This is a genomic window from Streptomyces sp. NPDC008137, from assembly GCF_042957035.1.
Lineage (GTDB): Bacteria > Actinomycetota > Actinomycetes > Streptomycetales > Streptomycetaceae > Streptomyces.
Genome location: NZ_JBIBHN010000002.1, coordinates 522,852 through 542,168, shown reverse-complemented (window position 1 = coordinate 542,168; position 19,317 = coordinate 522,852). Strand labels below are relative to the sequence as shown.

Annotated in this window: 15 protein-coding genes and 1 pseudogene; 6 read left to right on the top strand and 10 right to left on the bottom strand. The window is 70.1% G+C overall.

What is annotated here, in order from left to right; all coding sequences use genetic code 11:
* Nucleotides 1-70: 70 nt before the first annotated feature.
* A complete protein-coding gene (locus ACFZBT_RS05960; RefSeq protein ID WP_391098826.1) occupies nt 71-655 on the top strand; it encodes a TetR family transcriptional regulator in 585 nt (194 codons plus the stop codon).
* A gap of 545 nt (nt 656-1,200) precedes the next feature.
* Here the strand turns inward: ACFZBT_RS05960 and ACFZBT_RS05955 are convergent.
* From ACFZBT_RS05955 to ACFZBT_RS05935, 5 genes are all read right to left on the bottom strand, one after another.
* A complete protein-coding gene (locus ACFZBT_RS05955; protein WP_391098823.1) occupies nt 1,201-2,670 on the bottom strand; it encodes a UvrD-helicase domain-containing protein in 1,470 nt (489 codons plus the stop codon).
* A gap of 24 nt (nt 2,671-2,694) precedes the next feature.
* Nucleotides 2,695-3,210 (bottom strand): hypothetical protein, encoded by a 516-nt coding sequence (locus ACFZBT_RS05950; protein WP_391098821.1) that lies wholly within the window; start codon nt 3,208-3,210, stop codon nt 2,695-2,697.
* 14 nt (nt 3,211-3,224) lie between these two features.
* Nucleotides 3,225-4,043, bottom strand: coding sequence for a DUF6083 domain-containing protein (locus tag ACFZBT_RS05945; RefSeq protein WP_391098819.1), 819 nt, complete (start codon nt 4,041-4,043; stop codon nt 3,225-3,227).
* A gap of 225 nt (nt 4,044-4,268) precedes the next feature.
* On the bottom strand, nt 4,269-4,532 hold the full coding sequence (locus ACFZBT_RS05940) for a helix-turn-helix domain-containing protein (protein WP_391098817.1): 264 nt from the start codon (nt 4,530-4,532) through the stop codon (nt 4,269-4,271).
* A 1,089-nt stretch (nt 4,533-5,621) separates the two neighbouring features.
* A complete protein-coding gene (locus tag ACFZBT_RS05935) occupies nt 5,622-5,927 on the bottom strand; it encodes a hypothetical protein (protein ID WP_391098815.1) in 306 nt (101 codons plus the stop codon).
* A 462-nt stretch (nt 5,928-6,389) separates the two neighbouring features.
* On the opposite strand from ACFZBT_RS05935, the pseudogene ACFZBT_RS05930 reads away from it, so the two are divergent.
* The 4 genes and pseudogenes from ACFZBT_RS05930 to ACFZBT_RS05915 all read left to right on the top strand — a co-directional run.
* Nucleotides 6,390-6,764, top strand: a pseudogene (locus ACFZBT_RS05930) (hypothetical protein); the annotation flags it as partial.
* Between the two features lie 81 nt (nt 6,765-6,845).
* Nucleotides 6,846-6,977 carry an LPFR motif small protein gene (locus ACFZBT_RS05925; protein WP_276327110.1) on the top strand — a complete coding sequence of 44 codons (132 nt, stop codon included), beginning with the start codon at nt 6,846-6,848 and terminating at the stop codon, nt 6,975-6,977.
* A gap of 105 nt (nt 6,978-7,082) precedes the next feature.
* Nucleotides 7,083-9,494, top strand: coding sequence for a Tex-like N-terminal domain-containing protein (locus ACFZBT_RS05920; RefSeq protein WP_391098812.1), 2,412 nt, complete (start codon nt 7,083-7,085; stop codon nt 9,492-9,494).
* Between the two features lie 113 nt (nt 9,495-9,607).
* A complete protein-coding gene (locus ACFZBT_RS05915; RefSeq protein ID WP_391098809.1) occupies nt 9,608-10,156 on the top strand; it encodes a putative glycolipid-binding domain-containing protein in 549 nt (182 codons plus the stop codon).
* Here ACFZBT_RS05915 and ACFZBT_RS05910 read toward each other — a convergent pair.
* Together ACFZBT_RS05910 and ACFZBT_RS05905 are read right to left on the bottom strand one after the other, a co-directional pair.
* Nucleotides 10,153-11,793, bottom strand: a complete 1,641-nt coding sequence (locus tag ACFZBT_RS05910; protein ID WP_391098807.1) for an ATP-binding cassette domain-containing protein — start codon at nt 11,791-11,793, stop codon at nt 10,153-10,155. The genes ACFZBT_RS05915 and ACFZBT_RS05910 overlap by 4 nt on opposite strands.
* 24 nt (nt 11,794-11,817) lie before the next feature.
* Nucleotides 11,818-12,840: an oxidoreductase gene (locus tag ACFZBT_RS05905; RefSeq protein ID WP_391098804.1), complete on the bottom strand. Its 1,023-nt coding sequence runs from the start codon at nt 12,838-12,840 to the stop codon at nt 11,818-11,820.
* A gap of 66 nt (nt 12,841-12,906) precedes the next feature.
* Here ACFZBT_RS05905 and ACFZBT_RS05900 point away from each other — a divergent pair, with 66 nt between their 5' ends.
* Nucleotides 12,907-13,857, top strand: a complete 951-nt coding sequence (locus ACFZBT_RS05900) for an FAD-dependent oxidoreductase (protein WP_391098801.1) — start codon at nt 12,907-12,909, stop codon at nt 13,855-13,857.
* A 274-nt stretch (nt 13,858-14,131) separates the two neighbouring features.
* On the opposite strand, the gene ACFZBT_RS05895 is transcribed toward ACFZBT_RS05900, so the two are convergent.
* From ACFZBT_RS05895 to ACFZBT_RS05885, 3 genes are all read right to left on the bottom strand, one after another.
* Nucleotides 14,132-15,856, bottom strand: coding sequence for a BCCT family transporter (locus ACFZBT_RS05895; protein WP_391098798.1), 1,725 nt, complete (start codon nt 15,854-15,856; stop codon nt 14,132-14,134).
* Between the two features lie 81 nt (nt 15,857-15,937).
* Nucleotides 15,938-17,215 carry a M14 family zinc carboxypeptidase gene (locus ACFZBT_RS05890; RefSeq protein WP_391098795.1) on the bottom strand — a complete coding sequence of 426 codons (1,278 nt, stop codon included), beginning with the start codon at nt 17,213-17,215 and terminating at the stop codon, nt 15,938-15,940.
* Nucleotides 17,212-19,167 carry a Xaa-Pro dipeptidyl-peptidase gene (locus ACFZBT_RS05885; RefSeq protein WP_391098792.1) on the bottom strand — a complete coding sequence of 652 codons (1,956 nt, stop codon included), beginning with the start codon at nt 19,165-19,167 and terminating at the stop codon, nt 17,212-17,214. Before ACFZBT_RS05885 ends, ACFZBT_RS05890 begins: the two co-directional genes overlap by 4 nt.
* Nucleotides 19,168-19,317 lie beyond the last annotated feature (150 nt).

Here is a 19,317-nt window from a genome sequence, read left to right as displayed (position 1 = left end):
CAGTACAAATCCGCAGGTCAGGCGTAGGGTCTTCCGTGCATCACGAATCAACAACGGGAGTGGATACGTCATGGGCCGACCCCTGCGGGCCGATGCCGCGCGCACCGTGCGCGCGATCCTGGGGGCGGCCGAGCAGGTCCTCGCCAAGGACCCCGCGGCCTCGATGGAGCAGATCGCGGAGGAGGCAGGAGTGGCCAGAACGACCGTGCACCGGCGGTTCGCCAACCGCCAGGCCCTCATCGAAGCACTCGCAGCCTCGGCGAAGCGACAGCTCTTGGAGGGCGTAGAAGACGCCCACATGGACACCGCCCCGCCGCTCGTGGCACTCCACCGCGTCACGGCGAACGTACTGCGGATCAAGAGCGCCTGGCCGTTCACCCTCGGCCACCCCCTCGCCGACTCCCCTCTCACGGCGGTGATCTGGTCCGAGGTCAACGCCGGTGCCCTCGAGTTCTTCGCCCGAGCCCAGCGCGAAGGGCTCCTCGCCCCCGACACGGACCTCATGTGGGCGCGGCGGGTCTACTACGCCCTCGTCGACGAGGCTCAGCACGGAGGCGGCGCGGATCTCGACCCGGACCAGGTCCGGCAGAACGCGGACGCACTGGCAACACTCGTCGTCGACACGTTTCTGCGCGGGATGGGTCCCCACGGCTGACCGCCCGACCGGCAGCTCCCGTCCCGTCTTGCCCTCCGCCAGCGCTCATCGGCAGCGGGCACGGCGGCCGCGAGGAGTTCGTCGTCGCGGCCGCCGTCGTCGCCCTGGCCCACTCGCACGATCACGGGCGGGTGCGGCCAACCTGCGATCGGACCCCGGGGGCGGAGTGCCTGGTGTTGATCGTTCTGCTGCGGTCGAGGACCGTCTCGACACGCCGCACTGCCGGGCGGCCATCCGCGCGCCGCACCCCAACCGAGCGGCGTCAGCAAGGAGGCAGCTCGTACGTGTTCTTCAGACTGCTTCGGAGTCCGAGATGTCTGCCGCTGAGCGGCACGGGACCGCGCTTGCCACCCGGAATGTCCGAATATGCAGCGTGGACGGCAGACAGAAACGACGATACCCGCGGCTCGGATTCGCCCCGAATTCGAGCCCGACGGTTTATTCATCGAGTAAACATGGCCTCTGACCTGCGGAAATTGAGCACGGCAGACGAGCAGGGCTGTACGCCGGATTCTGCACACGGGAGGAGGCCCGCTCGTTGGGTGTCACCTGCCGGTGAGGGCAGCCGTATGGTCCTCGATCCACGAAAGTCCCCCGAGGTCCAGTTGTCGCCGGGCGCGAGTGACCGCGACGTATGCGAGGCGTGCGTCGGTATCGCTGACAGGTTCCGGGATGGGGCGGCCGCTGGCGTCCTGTTGGTCGCTGTCCGGCGGCGGGGGAAAGTCGTCGGCGATTCTGACTTTGGGCCATTCCCGGCCCTTTGCTTTGTGGGCGGTGGAGATGGTGACCTCTGCATTGGTTTCGTCGGTCAGTGCGTCAACGGCGGCGATGATGGCTTCGGGGCCGTGGTCGTCGATGAGTTCAACAAATGGCTGGAGGTCTCGGCCAGCGGGGTCGTGTTCCGCGTAGTCCTGCAGCTCGCCCCAGGAGGTGAAGAGAACAAGCTCGGGATGGGAGGTACGACGGCCCTCTTTGAGGTCCCGAGCGGCGAGCGCCAGCGCCGTGAGGGCCTGTCCACCTCTGGTCAGCGCCACCCGACGGCCAGTTTCCAACTGCCGCATGACTTCGGTCATGGCACCGATATTGGTGCGGCACAGCACCGCGTCCGGACAGGTGACCCGGCCGACCTGCGTGGAAATGGTGTCGGTGCCGGTCAGCCGGATCGGCGCGTCGGTGAAGGCAAGCCACCGGTTGGCCTCTTCAGCCAGGAGAGGGCCGAAGCGGAAGGAGCGGGTCAAGGTGAGGTGGGTGGCGTCGAAGCCTGTCATCACATCCCGCGCGCCTCGCCACCCGTAGATGGCCTGAGCGGAGTCGCCGACCATCACCAGTTGCGCGTGGCCTCGTTGAGCGGCGAAGACCTGCTCGAGGGCCGGGTTGGTGTCCTGGGCTTCGTCGAGGAAAAGGAAGTCGGCGTCGATCTTCGGTTCGGTCAGGGCCCAGATCTTCAGGTAGTGGTCGTGCTCGAAGCGCACCTCACCTCGCTCGGGATTCTGCAGATCGGTCCACGCCTTTTCAGCGAACGGCATGACTGCGTCGGCGAGTTGGGCCCGCTCGGCCGGTGTTCCGAGCCGCCGCAGGGCTGGTACGTGATGGGTTGCCAGAGCGTTGTCGGCGGAGTGGCAGAAGCGGGTGACCGTGCGCAGCACGGAATGAGACAGGGTTCTGTGGCTGATCTCGTGATCACCGATACGGATGGACGATCTGACGCCGAGGGCCTGCCCGATGCGCCATGCGGGCTGGCGAGGGCTGCTGAGGCGACCGGCGAAGCGGTGGCCGACGGCTGCGTAGGCCGTGGCGTGCGCGGTCTTGCACAGTACGGAGCGTGGGAATCGAGCGGCGGCATCGACCGCGATGTCCTTGTTGAACGCGACGTAGCGGCCACGTCGATTGGTACTCGCGGCCAGGAGGCACAGCGTGCTGGTCTTGCCGGTGCCGGCACCGGCTTGCAGCACCACATGGTGACCCGCGCGGAAGGTGTCGATGGCGTTGGTCTGTTCGTCGGTGGGAGTGTGCAATGAGGGCTCCGCAGTGGGGAGGAGTCAAGGGGTCGTGTGGGAACTGCTGCTCGGTCGGGAACCATCGGCATCGCACTGGGTAGGCGACGTGAAGTGCTGGCGGTCGAGGAGGATGCGGGCCGTGCAGGTAAGCACGTCTTCGGGGGCGTGATGGACGAGGAGGCGCCGGAGCTGCACGGCCAATTGCTGGGCACGGTCCCGCTTGTCGCGCTCGACGGCTGCGCTGACGGTCTGAGCGACGAACTCTGCGGGCTTCTGACCGTGAACCGCCGCGGCCCGCTTGATCACCGAGCATGTGGCCCGAGTGAGGACAAGGTTGATCAGGACCTTGCCCGACGCATCGGGGTAGTGGGTGGTCAGCACGTCGATGGGCAGGAGTCGATCGAGTTCATGGCGGAGCGACCGCAAGGCATGCCCCGGCGACTTTGCCGGACGTACGGTCATCAGCCGGGTGCGGTCGGCGTTCGCCGCGAGGGGCACGGCGCGACAAGCGCGGTGAAGTTCTCTGCGTGTGGCCGACCGGGTCAGAACGATCTCCACGGCGTGCTCTCGTCTCACGGCCGCGCCGCCTTTCGCGCATCGCCGCCGGGGCGCGGCCGACGAGGGTGGGTCGGGAGCCGAGGGTGCGTGTATTCGTGGTGGATGAGGGGGGCGAAGGGATCCCAGTCCGTCAGCGCCAGGTCCGCCGCGGTCGGGGCAGCCGCGTGCCAAGTGCAGCGCTGCGTGCGCCAGCGCAGCTGCTCGGTGTAGGGCAGGGAAGACAGATCGTAGAGAGCCATCACCTCAGCAGGCAGTGCCAGTTGACCTTGAGCAGTCGTTGCGGGAACCAGCTTCCAGACACCGGCCGGGCCATCCGGAGCCAGCACCGTGTGGGTGCATCTGTCACGCTGCCGCGCCTGGGCCACACATTGGATCTCGTCCACAGGTCGAGCGGCCAGGTAGCGCACGTACAGGAGTTGGACGACAGGTCTGGCGGGTCGGCAGGAACCCTCCGACTGCCGCGCAGAACGGTCTTGCGGTGCGGCCGGTGTGAAGACGCCGGCGTCGGTCAGGCGGCGCGAGTTCACGGCCAGCGCCCGGCGCAGCCTTGTCAGGGTGGGGACGAGGAGGGTGCCGACCTCACCGTTCGGGCAGACGAGAGCATGGGCCAGTCGGCACCAGGCGCTGCCGTCCCCGGCCGGATGGGCAAGGCCGGAGCTGACGTGCCAGCGGAACTCGGCGGGCACCTCAGCTGCCGACAGTTCATGGGGATGCAGGCAGACAGGGCGGTCGCGGACTCGGTGGTACCACTCGACATCGTTGCCGCAGTCGCGGCAACGACCGCGCTGAGCGCAGCGCAGTAGCCGGGTCGGGCTGTCGGGATCGATACGCAACGAGCGTCGCCGGTAGGCAAGGGCAGGGCTGGAGTCTCTGTGCCGGCCTGCGGATGAAGGGTGCATGGGCGGGAAGATGCCAGGCCGCACGCCGTACAAGCAGTGTCAGGGTCGTGGACATCCGCCGAACGGCCCAATCCGGGGCGACGCGCATTCGAGTAAACGCTCAAACGTGCGCATCGACCTGCCGGATCGGGTGAATGCGTCCCTGGCTCGCACGCACCGTCAGCCGCTCGCTGACCGAGGGGGTTCGTGCCCGCCGCAAAGAGCGCCAAAGAGTTCATCGAGGGGCGTGCCCAGGGCATGAGCGAGGGCGTGCCACGACTTCAGGGTGCCGATCGTGCGACCTTGCTCGATCTCGATGAGCGTCCTTCTGGCCAGGCCGCTTCGGTCTGCGAGCTCGTCATAGGTCCATCCCCGCGCCGCACGCAGCCGGGCCAGCTCCAGACGCAGAGCCTCGAAGTCCGGATCGGGCGGGAAGATCGTCACCCGACCATCCGACGGTGCAGACACCTGCCCTGTCAGTGCAGACCTCTGCCCTAAATCCCATCCGTCACCACTTCAGCAAAGGGCAGGGGTCTGCACTACCGTGTGCCGCCGATCGCAGCCCGACGGGGGTCGGCGCGGAAACGACAGGAGGAAGGCGCCTGCCATGAGGCCCCGCTTCGCCCACCCCGAAGTACGGCGCACTTGGACAGTGGAACTGCGCCCGCAGCCTGGCGGGCCGGTCCTCGTGTGCCAGCACTGCGCCCACAGTGGCCGACTACTCAATGGCCTGTCAGCTCGAGCCGAGCTCCTGGCCCATCTGGCTCTGCACGCGCGCCGAGCCCCGCTGCCCACGCATCTGCGGACATGTCAGTGCCACGAGCGGGGCTGCTGCTGGCACCGCCGCCATCGGGGATGCCAGGGCCCCATCGGACTCCTGCTCGCACGCGAGCGCGGCGGTCGGATCTGGCGGCTCAGTGATACATGCAGAGCATGCGCGGCTGCCACCGATGAGGCCGCAGTGATCCCCGAAACAAACCTGACCGTTGAGGTTTCGGCGTCGGAGCGGAAGACGGCCAACCGCAGGCGACGCCGCCCCAAAGGACCCGAAAGCCAAACGCGGGTACGAGAGATGCTCAGCTATCTTGCGTCCGCGCTCCCTCCCGACACTGGAGCAGCCGCGCGGCTCATCGCGCTTCAGTGTGCTCTACGCATGAGCGGTGCCGGCCAAGTGCGCCTTCCCCTGGGTCTGCTCCGGAGCCTTCGCTTGGGCGATGCCAGAGACCCCTTCCATGAGCTCGCTCAAGCGGGATGGCTGCACACTGTCCCAACGGTGGCCCATGTGGTGGAAGTCCAACTTCTCGACCCTGGCCTGTTCACGCACCACCCGGCGCGCCCTGACCGACTCCGCGCTGCCGACTGGGCATTGCGCCGTGCCTGCTGCATCCGTACGGACTCGGCCCCTCTCCCTCGGCTCGTCGCTCTCTGCCTCGCCGCTCGCTGTGCCCTGGGCGACATCCAAGGGGTGGCCGAACCAGAACAGGTGGCACGCGAATGCGGGATTTCCCCTTCCTCGCTTCCGGGCGCACTGGATCAACTGATTGAGCAGGATATCCTCAGGTCCTGGAGCGCAGGCCAGCCGTTTGACGATCTCTGTTGGATGCTGATGCAACCAATGTGATAACCCAAGATCGGCTGGGCGAAGGAATAGCGGCGAAGGACCGGCCTGACCTGCTGTAGAAACATCCGGCCTGCCGCTGCGAGCCTCAGCGGCCCCACGGTTTCCAGTACGGGAATGCCGTTGCTCTTCTCGATGATTGCGAAGTTCCGCTTCAGCTCTGACGGCCGCACGTTGGCCGCTTCGGCAACAGCTTTCAGCGCATGGTGGTTAAGCAGCACAGGCTGATCTTCTTCAGCCGTCCTACGGACTTCTATACGGAGAACGCCCGATAGACGACGGGTGGGATGACGAGTCCCTGTGCGTGGCCTTTGTTTGCGGATATCGATTCCGGCGGCGCTCAGGGCTTGCTTTAGAACGGTTCTTCAGTCGCCCCTGCCGCTGGTGGCGCGCCGCTGTCGTATCCACATCAGCTCGGGTGTGGCGGACAGCGGACGACGGAGTTCATCTGATTCGGCGAGAAGAGCGGAAATTCGCAACTCGGCGAAACGCGAACCAGTCGACACCGGCACCAGCCGGGTCGGCGCCATGCCGCATGTTCGAAGGTCACGAACAGGATACGGTTCTTGGCGTGCTCTGAGACAACAACCTGCGAGGTCCGATGTACATCATCGTCGTTCCTCACCTGGAAGTTCGTGAGACAGGAGAGGGCCTGAGACATGCGAGCTGTTCATAACCCCGACCGGGGCGACGGGCATCTGGCCGCCCTGATGTCCGCCGGGCTGGACGGCCTGGAGGCGATGGTGACCCACACGGCGACGGGCAAGGGCATGGCGCCGAAGTGGGTGTTCACCACCCGGGGCTGGAGCCAGGAGGACTGGGACGCGGCGACGGACCGGCTGCGCGAGCGCGGGCTGCTGGACGAGACCGGCGAGCTCTCCGAGCGGGGTGCCGCCCTGCGTGAGGAGATCGAGCGGGAGACGGACCGGCTCGACCGGGCCCCGTACGAGCACCTGGGCCCGGAGGGCGTGTCCCGGCTGACCGAGCTCGGCGCCGGTTTCGCGCAGGCCGCGTTCGTGGCCGGGGCCTTCCCCGCGGACCTGATCGGCAAGAGCTGAGGGTGTGACGCATGGTGAGGCGTCCCTGAGGTACTCGTCCTCTCCCGACCGGTGCGGTCGGGAGAGGAAAGGGGAAACACCGTGTTCCGTGCCATCGCAGACGTGCTGCGCCAGATCGGCGGCGCCATCGCCACCGTCGTGACCCTGCCCTTCCGGGCCCTGGCCCGGCTCTTCGGCGGGGCCTCGTCCGCCACCCGCAGCCGCAGGGCCTGACCGGGGCGGCCGACGACCTGCCGGGGGCCACGCCCTGGACCCCGAGTGTCGGTGTCACCTGCCACAATTGCCGCGCAACCTCAGTGGAGAAGGCGGTACGGGATCGTGACGACACCCGGGCCCAACGGGTCCATCAACGCAGGGACCATCGAAGGCAGGATCGCCGAGGAACTCGGCGTACGGGAGCGGCAGGTCAGGGCCGCCGTGGAACTGCTCGACGGCGGTTCCACGGTGCCCTTCATCGCTCGCTACCGCAAGGAAGCGACCGAGATGCTCGACGACGCGCAGCTGCGCACCGTCGAGGAGCGGCTGCGCTATCTGCGGGAGCTGGAGGAGCGGCGGGCGGCGATCCTGGAGTCGGTGCGCGAGCAGGGCAAGCTCACCGAGGAGCTGGAGGCACGGATCCGGGGCGCCGAGACCAAGGCGCGCCTGGAGGACATCTACCTCCCCTACAAGCCCAAGCGGCGCACCAAGGCGCAGATCGCCCGCGAGGCCGGGCTCGAGCCGCTGGCGGAGGGGCTGCTCGGCGATCCGGGTGTCGAGCCCCTCGCCGCGGCCGCCGCGTTCGTCGACGCCGACAAGGGCGTGGCCGACCCGCAGGCCGCCCTCGACGGCGCCCGGGCGATCCTCACCGAGCGGTTCTCGGAGGACGCCGATCTGATCGGCGAGCTGCGCGAGCGCATGTGGGTGCGCGGGCGGCTGGCCGCCAAGGTGCGGGACGGCAAGGAGGAGGCGGGGGCGAAGTTCGCCGACTACTTCGACTTCGCCGAGCCGTTCACCGAGTTGCCCTCGCACCGCGTGCTGGCCATGCTGCGCGGCGAGAAGGAGGAGGTCCTCGAGCTCGCTCTGGAGCCCGAGGAGGCCACGGACGGCCCGTCGTCCTACGAGGGCATCATCGCGAACCGGTTCGGGATCGCCGACCGGGGCCGGCCCGGCGACAAGTGGCTCAAGGACACCGTTCGTTGGGCGTGGCGCACCCGCGTCCTCGTGCACCTCGGCATCGATCTGCGGCTGCGGCTGCGCACGGCCGCCGAGGACGAGGCGGTGCGGGTCTTCGCGGCGAACCTGCGCGACCTGCTGCTCGCGGCCCCGGCGGGCACGCGCGCAACGCTCGGCCTGGACCCCGGCTTCCGTACGGGTGTGAAGGTCGCCGTGGTGGACGCCACCGGCAAGGTCGTCGCCACGGACGTCATCCACCCGCACGTCCCGGCCAACCGCTGGGACGAGGCGGTCGCCAAGCTGGCCCGGCTCGCCAAGGAGCACGCGGTCGAGCTGGTCGCCATCGGCAACGGCACGGCGTCCCGCGAGACCGACAAGCTCGCCGGGGAGCTGATCAGCAAGCACCCGGAGCTGAAGCTCACGAAGGTGATGGTGTCCGAGGCCGGCGCGTCCGTGTACTCGGCGTCGGCGTTCGCCTCGCAGGAGCTGCCCGACATGGACGTGTCGCTGCGCGGCGCCGTGTCGATCGCGCGTCGGCTGCAGGACCCGCTGGCCGAGCTGGTGAAGATCGACCCGAAGTCGATCGGCGTCGGCCAGTACCAGCACGACCTGTCCGAGCTGAAGCTGTCGCGTTCGCTGGACGCGGTGGTGGAGGACTGTGTGAACGGCGTGGGCGTGGACGTCAACACGGCGTCGGCCCCGCTGCTCGCCCGGGTCTCGGGGATCACCTCCGGGCTCGCGGAGAACATCGTGGCGCACCGGGACGCCAACGGGCCGTTCACGTCCCGGGGCGGGCTGAAGAAGGTGGCGCGGCTCGGCCCCAAGGCGTACGAGCAGTGTGCGGGCTTCCTGCGGATCCGCGGCGGTGACGACCCGCTGGACGCCTCCAGCGTGCACCCGGAGGCCTACCCGGTGGTGCGGCGCATGGTGAAGACCAGCGGCCAGGAAGTCGCCTCGCTCATCGGCAACACCGGTGCGCTGCGCTCGCTGAAGCCGCAGGACTTCGTGGACGAGACGTTCGGTCTGCCGACCGTCACCGACATCCTGAAGGAGCTGGAGAAGCCGGGCCGCGACCCGCGTCCGGGCTTCAGGACGGCCTCTTTCCAGGAGGGCGTGGAGAAGATCTCCGACCTGGCGGCCGGAATGGTCCTGGAGGGCGTCGTGACGAACGTCGCGGCCTTCGGGGCGTTCGTCGACGTCGGTGTGCACCAGGACGGTCTGGTGCACGTCTCCGCGATGTCGAAGACGTTCGTCAAGGACCCGCGGGACGTGGTGAAGCCCGGGGACATCGTCAAGGTGAAGGTCCTCGACGTCGACATCCCGCGCAAGCGGATCTCGCTGACACTGCGGCTGGACGACGAGGCGGCGGCCTCGGAGGGCCAGGGCGGTGGTTCCGGTGAGCGCGGTGAGCGCCGGCAGCGGGGTGGGCGTCCGCCGCAGCAGCGGCAGGGCGGGCGTGGTGGTGGCGGCCGTAGCGGTGGCGGTGGTTCGCGTCAGGCGCCGCCGCCTGCCAACAGTGCGATGGCCGACGCGTTGCGCCGCGCGGGGCTGGCGGATCCCAAGGGCGGCAAGCGCTGACGGCTCCGCCGGGGAGGTTGTGGGGAGCTGCGGGTCCGGTGTGGCTGGTCGCGCAGTTCCCCGCGCCCCTGGGAAAGAGGCGCTTCGCGCCCTTTCCGTTCTAGGGTTGCTGGATGCGTGCCATCACCTGGGAAGTGTCCGGGAGCCAGGGGTTCGAGACCGCTTGGGCCGAGCGGGAGGACGGCGTGCTGCGGGCCCGGGGGCGGGCCGTCGGTACCGTGCCCGAGCCGTACTGGATCTCGTACGAGCTGGAGACGGCCGAAGGCTTCGTGACCCGGCGGTTGAGTGTCACGGCGGAGGCCGAGGCCGGGACCCGCGCGCTCGACCTGTTCCACGACGGTCAGGGTCGATGGACCGCGAACGGCGAGCCGCTGTCCGATGTCGAAGGTGCGCTCGACTGCGATCTCGGGCTCTGCCCGCTCACCAACACCATGCCGGTGCTCCGGCACGGGCTCCATCAGGTGCCCGGCGAGCGGGAGTTCCTGATGGCCTGGGTGTCGGTGCCGGATCTGGCGGTGCGGCCGTCGCGTCAGACGTACACGCACCTGGGGCCCGGGCGGGTCCGTTTCGCCTCCGGTGACTTCCGCAGCGATCTGGAGTTCGACGAGGAGGGGTACGTCGTGGACTACCCCTCCCTCGCCAACCGTCTGACGGGCCGCTAGCGCTCGGTCACCTTGCCGTCCGCGACCTCCAGGCGGCGCGTCACATGGACCGCGTCCAGCATGCGGCGGTCGTGGGTGACCAGCAGGAGGGTGCCCTCGTAGGCGTCGAGGGCCGACTCCAGCTGCTCGATGGCGGGCAGGTCGAGGTGGTTGGTCGGCTCGTCGAGGACGAGGAGGTTGACGCCCCGGCCCTGGAGCAGTGCCAGGGCGGCTCTGGTGCGTTCGCCCGGGGAGAGGGTCGCCGCGGGGCGCAGGACGTGTTCGGACTTGAGGCCGAACTTGGCCAGGAGGGTGCGGACCTCGACCGGTTCGGTGTCCGGGACGGCCGCGCGGAAGGCGTCGAGCAGGGCCTCCTGGCCATGGAAGAGCTTGCGGGCCTGGTCGACCTCGCCGAGCAGCACACCGGAGCCGAGCGCGGCGTGCCCGGCGTCGAGCGGGACGCGGCCGAGCAGCGCGGCGAGCAGCGTGGACTTGCCCGCGCCGTTCGCGCCGGTGACCGCCACCCGGTCCGCCCAGTCGATCTGCAGGGACACCGGGCCGAGGACGAAGTCGCCGCGGCGCACCTCGGCGTCCCGCAGGGTCGCGACGACGGCGCCCGAGCGCGGGGCCGACGCGATCTCCATGCGCAGTTCCCACTCCTTGCGCGGCTCCTCGACGACGTCCAGCCGCTCGATCATGCGCTGGGTCTGGCGGGCCTTCGCGGCCTGCTTCTCGCTGGCCTCGCTGCGGAACTTGCGGCCGATCTTGTCGTTGTCGCCGCCCGCCTTGCGGCGCGCGTTCTTCACACCCTTGTCCATCCAGGACCGCTGTGTCTGAGCGCGGTCCTGGAGGGCCGCCTTCTTGTCGGCGTACTCCTCGTACTCGTCGCGGGCGTGCCGGCGGGCCACGTCCCGCTCCTCGAGGTAGGCCTCGTAGCCGCCGCCGTAGAGGTTGATCTGTCCTTGGGCGAGGTCGAGTTCGAGGACCTTGGTGACGGTGCGGGTGAGGAACTCGCGGTCGTGGCTGACGACCACCGTGCCGGCGCGCAGGCCGCTCACGAAGCGTTCGAGGCGTTCCAAGCCGTCCAGGTCGAGGTCGTTGGTCGGCTCGTCCAGGAGGAAGACGTCGTAGCGGGAGAGCAGCAGGGAGGCGAGGCCGGCGCGGGCGGCCTGGCCGCCGGACAGGGACGTCATCGGCTGGTCCAGGTCGACCGCGAGGCCGAGGGTGTCGGTGACCTCCTCGGCGCGTTCGTCGAGGTCGGCGCCGCCGAGCCCCAGCCAGCGCTCCAGGCTCGTGGCGTAGGCGTCGTCGGCGCCGGGAGCCCCGTCGACCAGGGCCTGGGTCGCCTCGTCCATGGTCCGCTGGGCCTCGGCGACGCCGGTGCGGCGGGCCAGGAACGCCCGGACGGTCTCGCCGGGGCGGCGCTCCGGTTCCTGCGGGAGGTGTCCGACGGTGGCGGTCGGCGGGGACAGGCGCAGTTCGCCCTGCTCGGGTGCGGTGAGTCCGGCGAGCATCCTGAGCAGGGTGGACTTGCCGGCGCCGTTGGCTCCGACCAGGCCGATCACATCGCCGGGCGCGACGACGAGGTCGAGCCCGGTGAACAGGGAGCGGTCGCCGTGGCCGGCGGCGAGGTTCTTGGCGACGAGGGTGGCAGTCATCAGGTCGCCGATTTTAATGGCCGCTCAGCGGGTCACCGCCGCCACCAGGACGCTTCCGGAGGTGCGCGCCACGACGTAGGACCGTCCCCTCACCGCCCTGGCGTCGAGGGCGATGCGATGGCGGCCCGGTTCGAGGACGCCGTCGAAGATCTCGTGGGTGTGGCTGCGGGAGAGCCGGTCGAGGCGGTACGCGGTGAGGGTCACCCGGCAGGCGGAGGTGACCTCGATGTCGGCCCCGCCGTCGGCGGCGGTCAGGCCGGTGAGGCGGCGCTGCGCCACCGTGCCCCGGTCCAGGGCGTGTTCGATCTGGGCGACGAGGAGGGGGACGATCGGGGCGAGGCCGTCGACGTAGACGACGGGGACCTCGGCCTCCTCGAAGGCGCGGCGGACGGCGGCACGGTCCCGCTCGCCGGTCGCGAGGCCGAAGGCGACGGCGCCGTAGGCGCGCAGTTCGTCGGCGGGCACTCCGTCGGCGTCGTGGGCGATGTCGGCGCCGACGCCGATGGTGCGTAACGCCGCGGCGAGCTTGGCCAGGACGGCGACGCGGGCGCCGATCAGCAGGACGCGGCGCCGGGTGTCGGGGGCGGAGCCGTTCAGCAGGGCGTTCAGGGCTGTGCGGTATTCGGCGCCGCGGAAGCGGAAGGGGCCGATGCCGTGGTAGCCGTTGAGGTCGAGGTCGGCGTGTTCGTCGGTCTGCCAGGCGAAGTCCCGCCAGATGAAGTCCTCGCCGTCGCTGCGGATGACCGCGGTGACGGCCCCGCAGGCCAGGTCCTCGCACTCGGGGCAGCCGTAGACGACGTAGCGGCCGCCGGGCAGGGGTGCCGGGCTCTCCAGGAGCAGGCTGCGGACCTGTGCGGTGAAGATGGCGGGCGGGACGTCGGAGGCGAGCGGGGAGACGGCGTCGAGGTCGGAGAGCCGGAACAGCAGCGGGCGTCCGTCGACGATGAAGTCCACGAAGTCCCGGTGAACCTGGTAACCACCGTCGTGGAGGACTCCGCCGGCCCGCATCGCGGGAGCCAGGCCGAAGGTCGCGTATTCGGCACACATGCTGTGAGTATCCCCATACTGCGCGTGATGTGAGCACGGCATGACATATTCCGCTACGGTCCCGGGATGGCGGAGGAGCGAAATGACGGGGTCGTGGTGGTCGGTGGCGGGGTCGTCGGGCTGACGACCGCGCTGGTGCTGGCCGAACGCGGGCGGCGGGTGCGGCTGTGGACGAGGGATGCCGTCGAGGCGACCACCTCAGCGGTCGCGGGGGCGCTGTGGTGGCCGTACCGGATCGAGCCGGTCGGGCTCGCGCGTGAGTGGGCGCTGCGGTCGCTGGAGGTGTACGAGGAGCTGGCGGCGCGGCCCGGACCGACCGGCGTACGCCTGGTCGAAGGGGTACTGGGCGAGACCCGTCTCGACGAGGTCGGCGGGTGGCTGGCGGGGCGGGTGCCGGGGCTGCGGCCGGCCACGGCAGCGGAGTACGCGGGCACGGGCGTCCGGGCACGGCTTCCCCTGATCGACATGCCGGCTCATCTGCCGTGGCTGCGGGAGCGGTTCATGGCGGCGGGCGGGGTGGTCGAGGCGCGTACGGTGTCCTCGTTCGCGGAGGCCGACGCGCCGGTGGTGGTCAACTGCACGGGGCTGGGGGCGCGGGAGCTGGTGCCGGATCCGTCCGTGCGGCCCGTACGCGGGCAGTTGGTGGTCGTGGAGAACCCCGGGATCGACACATGGCTCGTCTCCACCGACGCGGCCGGGGACTACGCGTACCTGTTTCCGCAGCCGGGCGGGCTCGTCCTCGGCGGCACGGCGGAGGAGGACGCGTGGTCGCCGGAGCCCGACCCGGCGACGGCCGAGGCGATCGTCCGCCGCTGCGCGGCGCTGCGGCCGGAGATCGCCGGGGCGCGGGTCCTGGAACACCGGGTGGGACTGCGCCCCACCCGCCCCTCGGTCCGCCTGGACCACGACGCCCTGCCGGACGGCCGGCTCCTGGTGCACAACTACGGCCACGGGGGCGCGGGGGTCACGGTGGCGTGGGGGTGCGCGGAGGAAGCGGCACGGCTGGTGTGCGACTGAGGGGACGGGTCACCGCGCGGCTGACTGCCCGCGGCCGGGGCGGCGTACGCCGTCGGGCGAAGGCGGCCGGGCCGCTCGGCCCGCATCGTCCCGGCCCAGCCGCACCAGCCGCCAGGGGGCGCGCGTGCGGGCAAGGGCCCGCCCGGGGCCGTGGAACCCCAGGCGCCCCGACCGACAACGCCCGGGCCTCAACGGCGGATGCCCCCGTCCAAGGCATCGGAGCTTTCGGGCTCCGACGCCCCGGTCGAGGGCATCCGGCGGGCGGGCGCTCGGGTCAGTGCTTGCCGATGGGGTCGCCCTCGACATCCGGGCCGACGCCCGGGCCGACGCGGAACTCGAAGTCGCCGTCGTACTTCTCGTGTCCTGCCATGACGGCCATTTCGATGGCCTCGGAACCCATCTGCTCACGCACGATCACCGGGTCGCGGCGCAGGTCGCGCATGAGGGCGACGCACATGAAGGTCATCACGACGACGAACGGCGCCGCCGCGAGGATGGTGAGGTTCTGCAGACCTGTCAGCGCGTCGCCGGAGCCGCTGCCGACGAGCAGCATGATCGCGGCCACGGCACCGGTGACGACGCCCCAGAACACGACCACCAGGCGGCCCGGTTCGAGCGCGCCCTTCTGCGAGAGCGTTCCCATGACGATCGATGCCGCGTCCGCGCCGGAGACGAAGAAGATGCCGACGAGGATCATCACCAGCAGGCTGGTGACGGTGGCGATGGGGAACTGCTGCAGCACGTCGAAGAGCTGGCCCTCGGGGGTCGCCTCCTTGCCGAGCTTGTTCTCCTCCTGCATCTTCATCGCCGAGCCGCCGAAGATCGCGAACCAGATCAGGCTGACCGTGCTGGGGACGAGGATGACGCCGCCGATGAACTGCCGGATGGTCCGGCCCCGGCTGATCCGGGCGATGAACATGCCGACGAACGGCGTCCAGGAGATCCACCACGCCCAGTAGAAGACGGTCCAGCTGCCCAGCCAGTCCGCGACACCCTCCCCGCCGCTGGCCTCCGTACGGCCGGCCAGTTGGGGCAGGTCGCCGAGGTAGGCGAAGACCGACGTCGGCAGCAGGTCGAGGACGATGATGGTCGGGCCCGCCACGAACACGAACAGGGCGAGGACCAGCGCCAGCACCATGTTGGTGTTGGACAGCCACTGGATGCCCTTCTCCACACCGGAGATCGCGGACGCGACGAAGGCCAGGGTCAGCACCGCGATGATCGCGACGAGCAGTCCGGTGCTCACCTTGTCCATCCAGCCCAGCTCCTGTACTCCGGAGCCGATCTGGAGCGCGCCGAGCCCCAGGGAGGCGGCGGAGCCGAAGATGGTCGCGACGATCGCGAGGATGTCGATGACGCGGCCGGCGGTGCCGTTGGCGTGCTTCTTGCCGATGAGCGGGGTGAAGACGGCGCTTATGGTCTGGCGGCGCCGCCTGCGGAAGGTGCTGTAGGCGATGGCGAGGCCCACCACGGCGTAGATCGCCCAGGGATGGAGCGTCCAGTGGAACAGGGTGGTGGCCATGGCCGTCTCCATGCGTTCACCGGAGTCGGCCGGGTTCGTGCCCGGCGGGGCCGTCGAGTAGTGCGACAGCGGTTCGCTCACGCCGTAGAACATCAGGCCGATGCCCATGCCCGCGCTGAACATCATCGCGACCCAGGACACCGTGCGGAACTCGGGCTCCTCACCCTCCGCACCGAGGTGGATACGGCCGTAACGGCTGACCGCGAGCCAGAGGGCGAACACGACGAAGCCGGAGGCGGCGAGCATGAACGCCCAGCCGCCGTTGTGCATCAGCCCGCTGAGCATGCTGGAGGAGACGGATTCGAGCGAGTCGGTCGCCGTGGCGCCCCAGATCACGAAGGCGAGGGTGAGCGCCGCCGTGACACCGAACACGATCCGGTCGGTCTGGGGCCCCGTCTGACCGGGGAGACCGGCTTCCGAACCCGGCAGCCCGCCTCCCCCATGGGGATCGCTCTCGCTTGGTCGGTCGTGTGTCACAGGCGGCACCTTTCATTGAACGTAGGAGGAAGGTAAATCCTCCGTAACGCCCCTACCACGTGTGGCGCAATTACACCCCTCTCAACATTGCGTTTCGGACTCGGTCTCGGTCAGGTGGTAGGTGGCTCGCCCGTCGAGCAGCAGCGGAACGAGTGCCCGCAGGGGCTGGCGCAGGGGTACGAGCACGCCCTCGGCGTCCTTGCGTACGCGCACACCGTGCAGCGCGAGTTCGTCGCCGACCTCGGCGTACTGCGCGGCGGTGAGCCGGTAGCCGCAGGGCGGGTTCTGGATCACCTCGGCGGGTTCGGGCGCGTCGTTGTCGGCGCCGCCGACGTAGACCGGGCCGGTGGCACCGTAGCCGGCGAGCCTGGCCTGGGTCGTCGTGGCCTCGATGCGGCCCCGGCGCTGGTCGGTGTACCCGAACAGGCCCTTGAGGGCGTCCAGTTGCGAGGTGACCCGGCGCCGGTTGTTCAGCGCCTCGTCGGCCTTCTCGGCTTCGGTGAGCGGGTCCACGCGGCTCTCGATGAGCAGTCCGACCGAGTGCTTTATACCGGACATATTGCGCAGAATGCGCTCCTGTCCGTCTCCGGCGACCTGCTTGACCGGTTCGCCGGTTTCAGGGTCGGTCCAGATGCCGTAGGTGCCGGTCGAGTGGCCGGCCCGCCGCGCCGCGGGTCGGACGTAGGCCTCGGAGAGGGTCTTCGCCTCGCCGTGGACCGCGTGGTGGGTGTTGAGGTTGCGCGGCCACAGATCGAAGAGCGCTTTGTCGTAGTACTGAGGTGTTGCACCGTATTCGTGCAGGTCGTAGATGATGTCGGGGCGCTGGTCGCGGATGAGTGCGGCCAGGGCGCGGCCCTCGGCGGTCTCGAGGGCGAGGTGGTCGCGGTTGATGTCGACGCCGTCGCTGTTGCCGCGCGTGTTCGCGGCCCGGCCGTCGGGGTTGGCGGTGGGCACGACGAGGACGGTGGTGCGGTCCAGGAAGCGCCGGGTGCGGCTGTCGCGGGCGTACGCGAGGTCGCGGACGGTGGTCAGGCAGGCTTCGCGACCGGAGGGTTCGTCGCCGTGCTGGCTGCACACGAGGAGCACCTTGTTCGGGCTCGGGCGGGTGCCGATCCTGACGAGCTGGAGCGGGCGGTCCTGCTTCGTCGTGCCGAAGCGGGTCACGGAGACCCGGCTGCTCGACCGGTCGACGGCCCTGAGGAAGTCCTGCTCCTCGGGCTGGGTGGTCCAGCGGGCGCCGTCGGTCCGCTCGAAGCCGGTGCGCGGCGGGGCGTCGGTGGCCGTCGCCGCCTGGGCGGGGACGGCGACCAGGGAGGCGGCGAGGGCGGCGGCCAGGGTCAGGGCGCGGACGCGGTTCACGGGGTTCCCTCCGGGACGCGGTGGGTGGTGCGCGGTTCCCGTACGCCGTCCAGGAGCGCGGCGACGGGCGTGGTGAGCGCGGCACCCGCGGTGGCGCGGGCGAAGGCGGCGGGTCCGCCGACGAACGGCACGTCGGCCGAGGTGCGGGAGAGGTCGAGCGACAGCTTCGGCGTGTCGGCGGGAGGCTCGATGAGGCCCTTGTCGGTGCCCGCGACGATCAGCGCCAGACGGTGGCCCTTCGGGACGACGTGGTCGGTCGCCGCCAGGTCGAGGGTGATCGAGTACCGCTTGCCGGGGGTGAGCGGGGAGCCCTTGCCGTTCGAGGCGTGGTTGCCCAGGTCGGCCCAGCCGCGGCTGACGACCGTGTAGTCGACGTCGGCGGTCTTGGCCTTCGCCTCCTTGAAGCAGGAGCTGTCGCCGGCGGTGCTCGCGCCCCAGCAGGTGCGGTTCGTGAGGGTGGTGATGCCTTCGCCGGCGTCGGCGTAGTCGCGGATGGTGTCGGGGCCGATGTCCACCAGGACGGCGGAGAGATGGGCCGTCGGGGTGGAGGGCGTCGCGGTGACGGTGACCTCGGAGGAGCCGGACAGGCGCAGGTCGCGGGTGAGCGGCCCGGTGGCGAACCCGGCCTTCTCCGGCGTCGGCTTGTCGATCCGGGCGGCCCAGTCGGTCTCGCTCAGCTTCGGGTCGTCGGTGAAGGTCTCGGTGCCGTGGCCGCGGTGCGGGCCGAGGGTGCCGACGCCGGGCTGGGTGCCCCGGTCGGGGCGCAGGGTGGTGGCCCGGGTGCCGGCCGGCGGCCAGACCGTGGAGGTGCTCCACTGGCCGGGACGGCGTTCGATGTCCGCCATGGGCTCGCGGTCGATGCCGTTGTCGTAGCCCATGAGTTCGTGGTCGAACCAGCGGTGCAGGGTGTCGACCCAGGTGGCGCGGCGGAAGTCGAAGGGGTCGACGTGGCCGGTCTGGGAGAGCCAGATCTTGCGCTCGACGCCGTGCTTCGCGAGGGCGTCCCACCACTGGCCGACGTGCTTCATGCGCACGTTGAGGTCCTGCATGCCGTGGATCAGGAAGACGCTGGCCCTGACCTTCTTCGCGGCCTTCACGTAGTCGCGCTCGGTCCACAGCGGCGTCCAGTCGCCGGTGCGCGGGGCGCCGTCGACGAGCTTCTGCTGGACGGCCGCGCACTTCTCGCGGGCGCCGGGGCTGTTGACGTAGTCGGACAGCCACTCGGGGCCGGAGTCGTAGAGCGGGGCGCCCTGCTGGAAGTAGTAGTCGTACCAGGAGGAGATGGCACTGATCGGGACGATGGTCTTCAGGCCCTTGACCCCGGTGGCGGCGACGCCGTTGGCGATGGTGCCGTCCCAGCTCTTGCCGATCATTCCGGTGCGGCCGTTGGTCCAGCCGGCCTTGGCGCGGGTGCTGCCGGTGCGGGTCGTGTAGGCCTTGGCGCGGCCGTTCAGCCAGTCGACGACGGCCTTCGCGGACTGGATGTCGGAGCGGCCGCCGACATCGTCGCAGCCGTCGGAGCGGTTGGTTCCGGCCAGGTCGACGCCGACGAAGGCGTAGCCGCGGGGCACGAAGTAGTTGTCGTAGTACAGCGGCATCTGGACGACGTCGCCGTTCGCGCCGTACGTCTTCTTCTGGCTCTCGTTGCCGCGCCCGCAGCAGGAGTAGTACGGGCTGGCGTCCATGATGACGGGGATCTTGCGGCCCTGCCGGGCGGGTTCGCGGGGGCGGACGATGTCGACGGCGACCCGGTCGGCCCTTCCGTCGCCGTCGCCGTCGAGTCCGGTGTCCACCCAGACGGCCTCGCGGATGGCCTTGTCGTACGAGTAGACGGGTTCGCTCCCACGCGGCGCGGCCTGCGCCGCGGCCGGAGTGAGCAGGGTGGCCAAGAGGGCGGCCGCGGCCGCCGTCGCGAGCGGTCTCCAGGTCGTGAAGCGCGTGCGTTTCGGCATGCGCCGGACGCTACATCGGTGAACTCCTGTTCAGAAGAGGGCAGCTGACGGACCGGCGTGTCCGGGAGAGGCCCGGGGGGCGGGTGCCTCATGTCGGCCGAATGGCGATCGTGTGACAGCAGGGACCATGGACATGACTAGTGACACAAG

Bases quoted from the DNA above. Each gene is read 5' to 3' on its own strand.
- ACFZBT_RS05885 (WP_391098792.1), bottom strand. From the start codon at position 19,167: ATGCCGAAACGCACGCGCTTCACGACCTGGAGACCGCTCGCGACGGCG.
- ACFZBT_RS05905 (WP_391098804.1), bottom strand. From the start codon at position 12,840: ATGTGTGCCGAATACGCGACCTTCGGCCTGGCTCCCGCGATGCGGGCC.
- ACFZBT_RS05915 (WP_391098809.1), top strand. From the start codon at position 9,608: ATGCGTGCCATCACCTGGGAAGTGTCCGGGAGCCAGGGGTTCGAGACC.
- ACFZBT_RS05900 (WP_391098801.1), top strand. From the start codon at position 12,907: ATGGCGGAGGAGCGAAATGACGGGGTCGTGGTGGTCGGTGGCGGGGTC.
- ACFZBT_RS05910 (WP_391098807.1), bottom strand. From the start codon at position 11,793: ATGACTGCCACCCTCGTCGCCAAGAACCTCGCCGCCGGCCACGGCGAC.
- ACFZBT_RS05960 (WP_391098826.1), top strand. From the start codon at position 71: ATGGGCCGACCCCTGCGGGCCGATGCCGCGCGCACCGTGCGCGCGATC.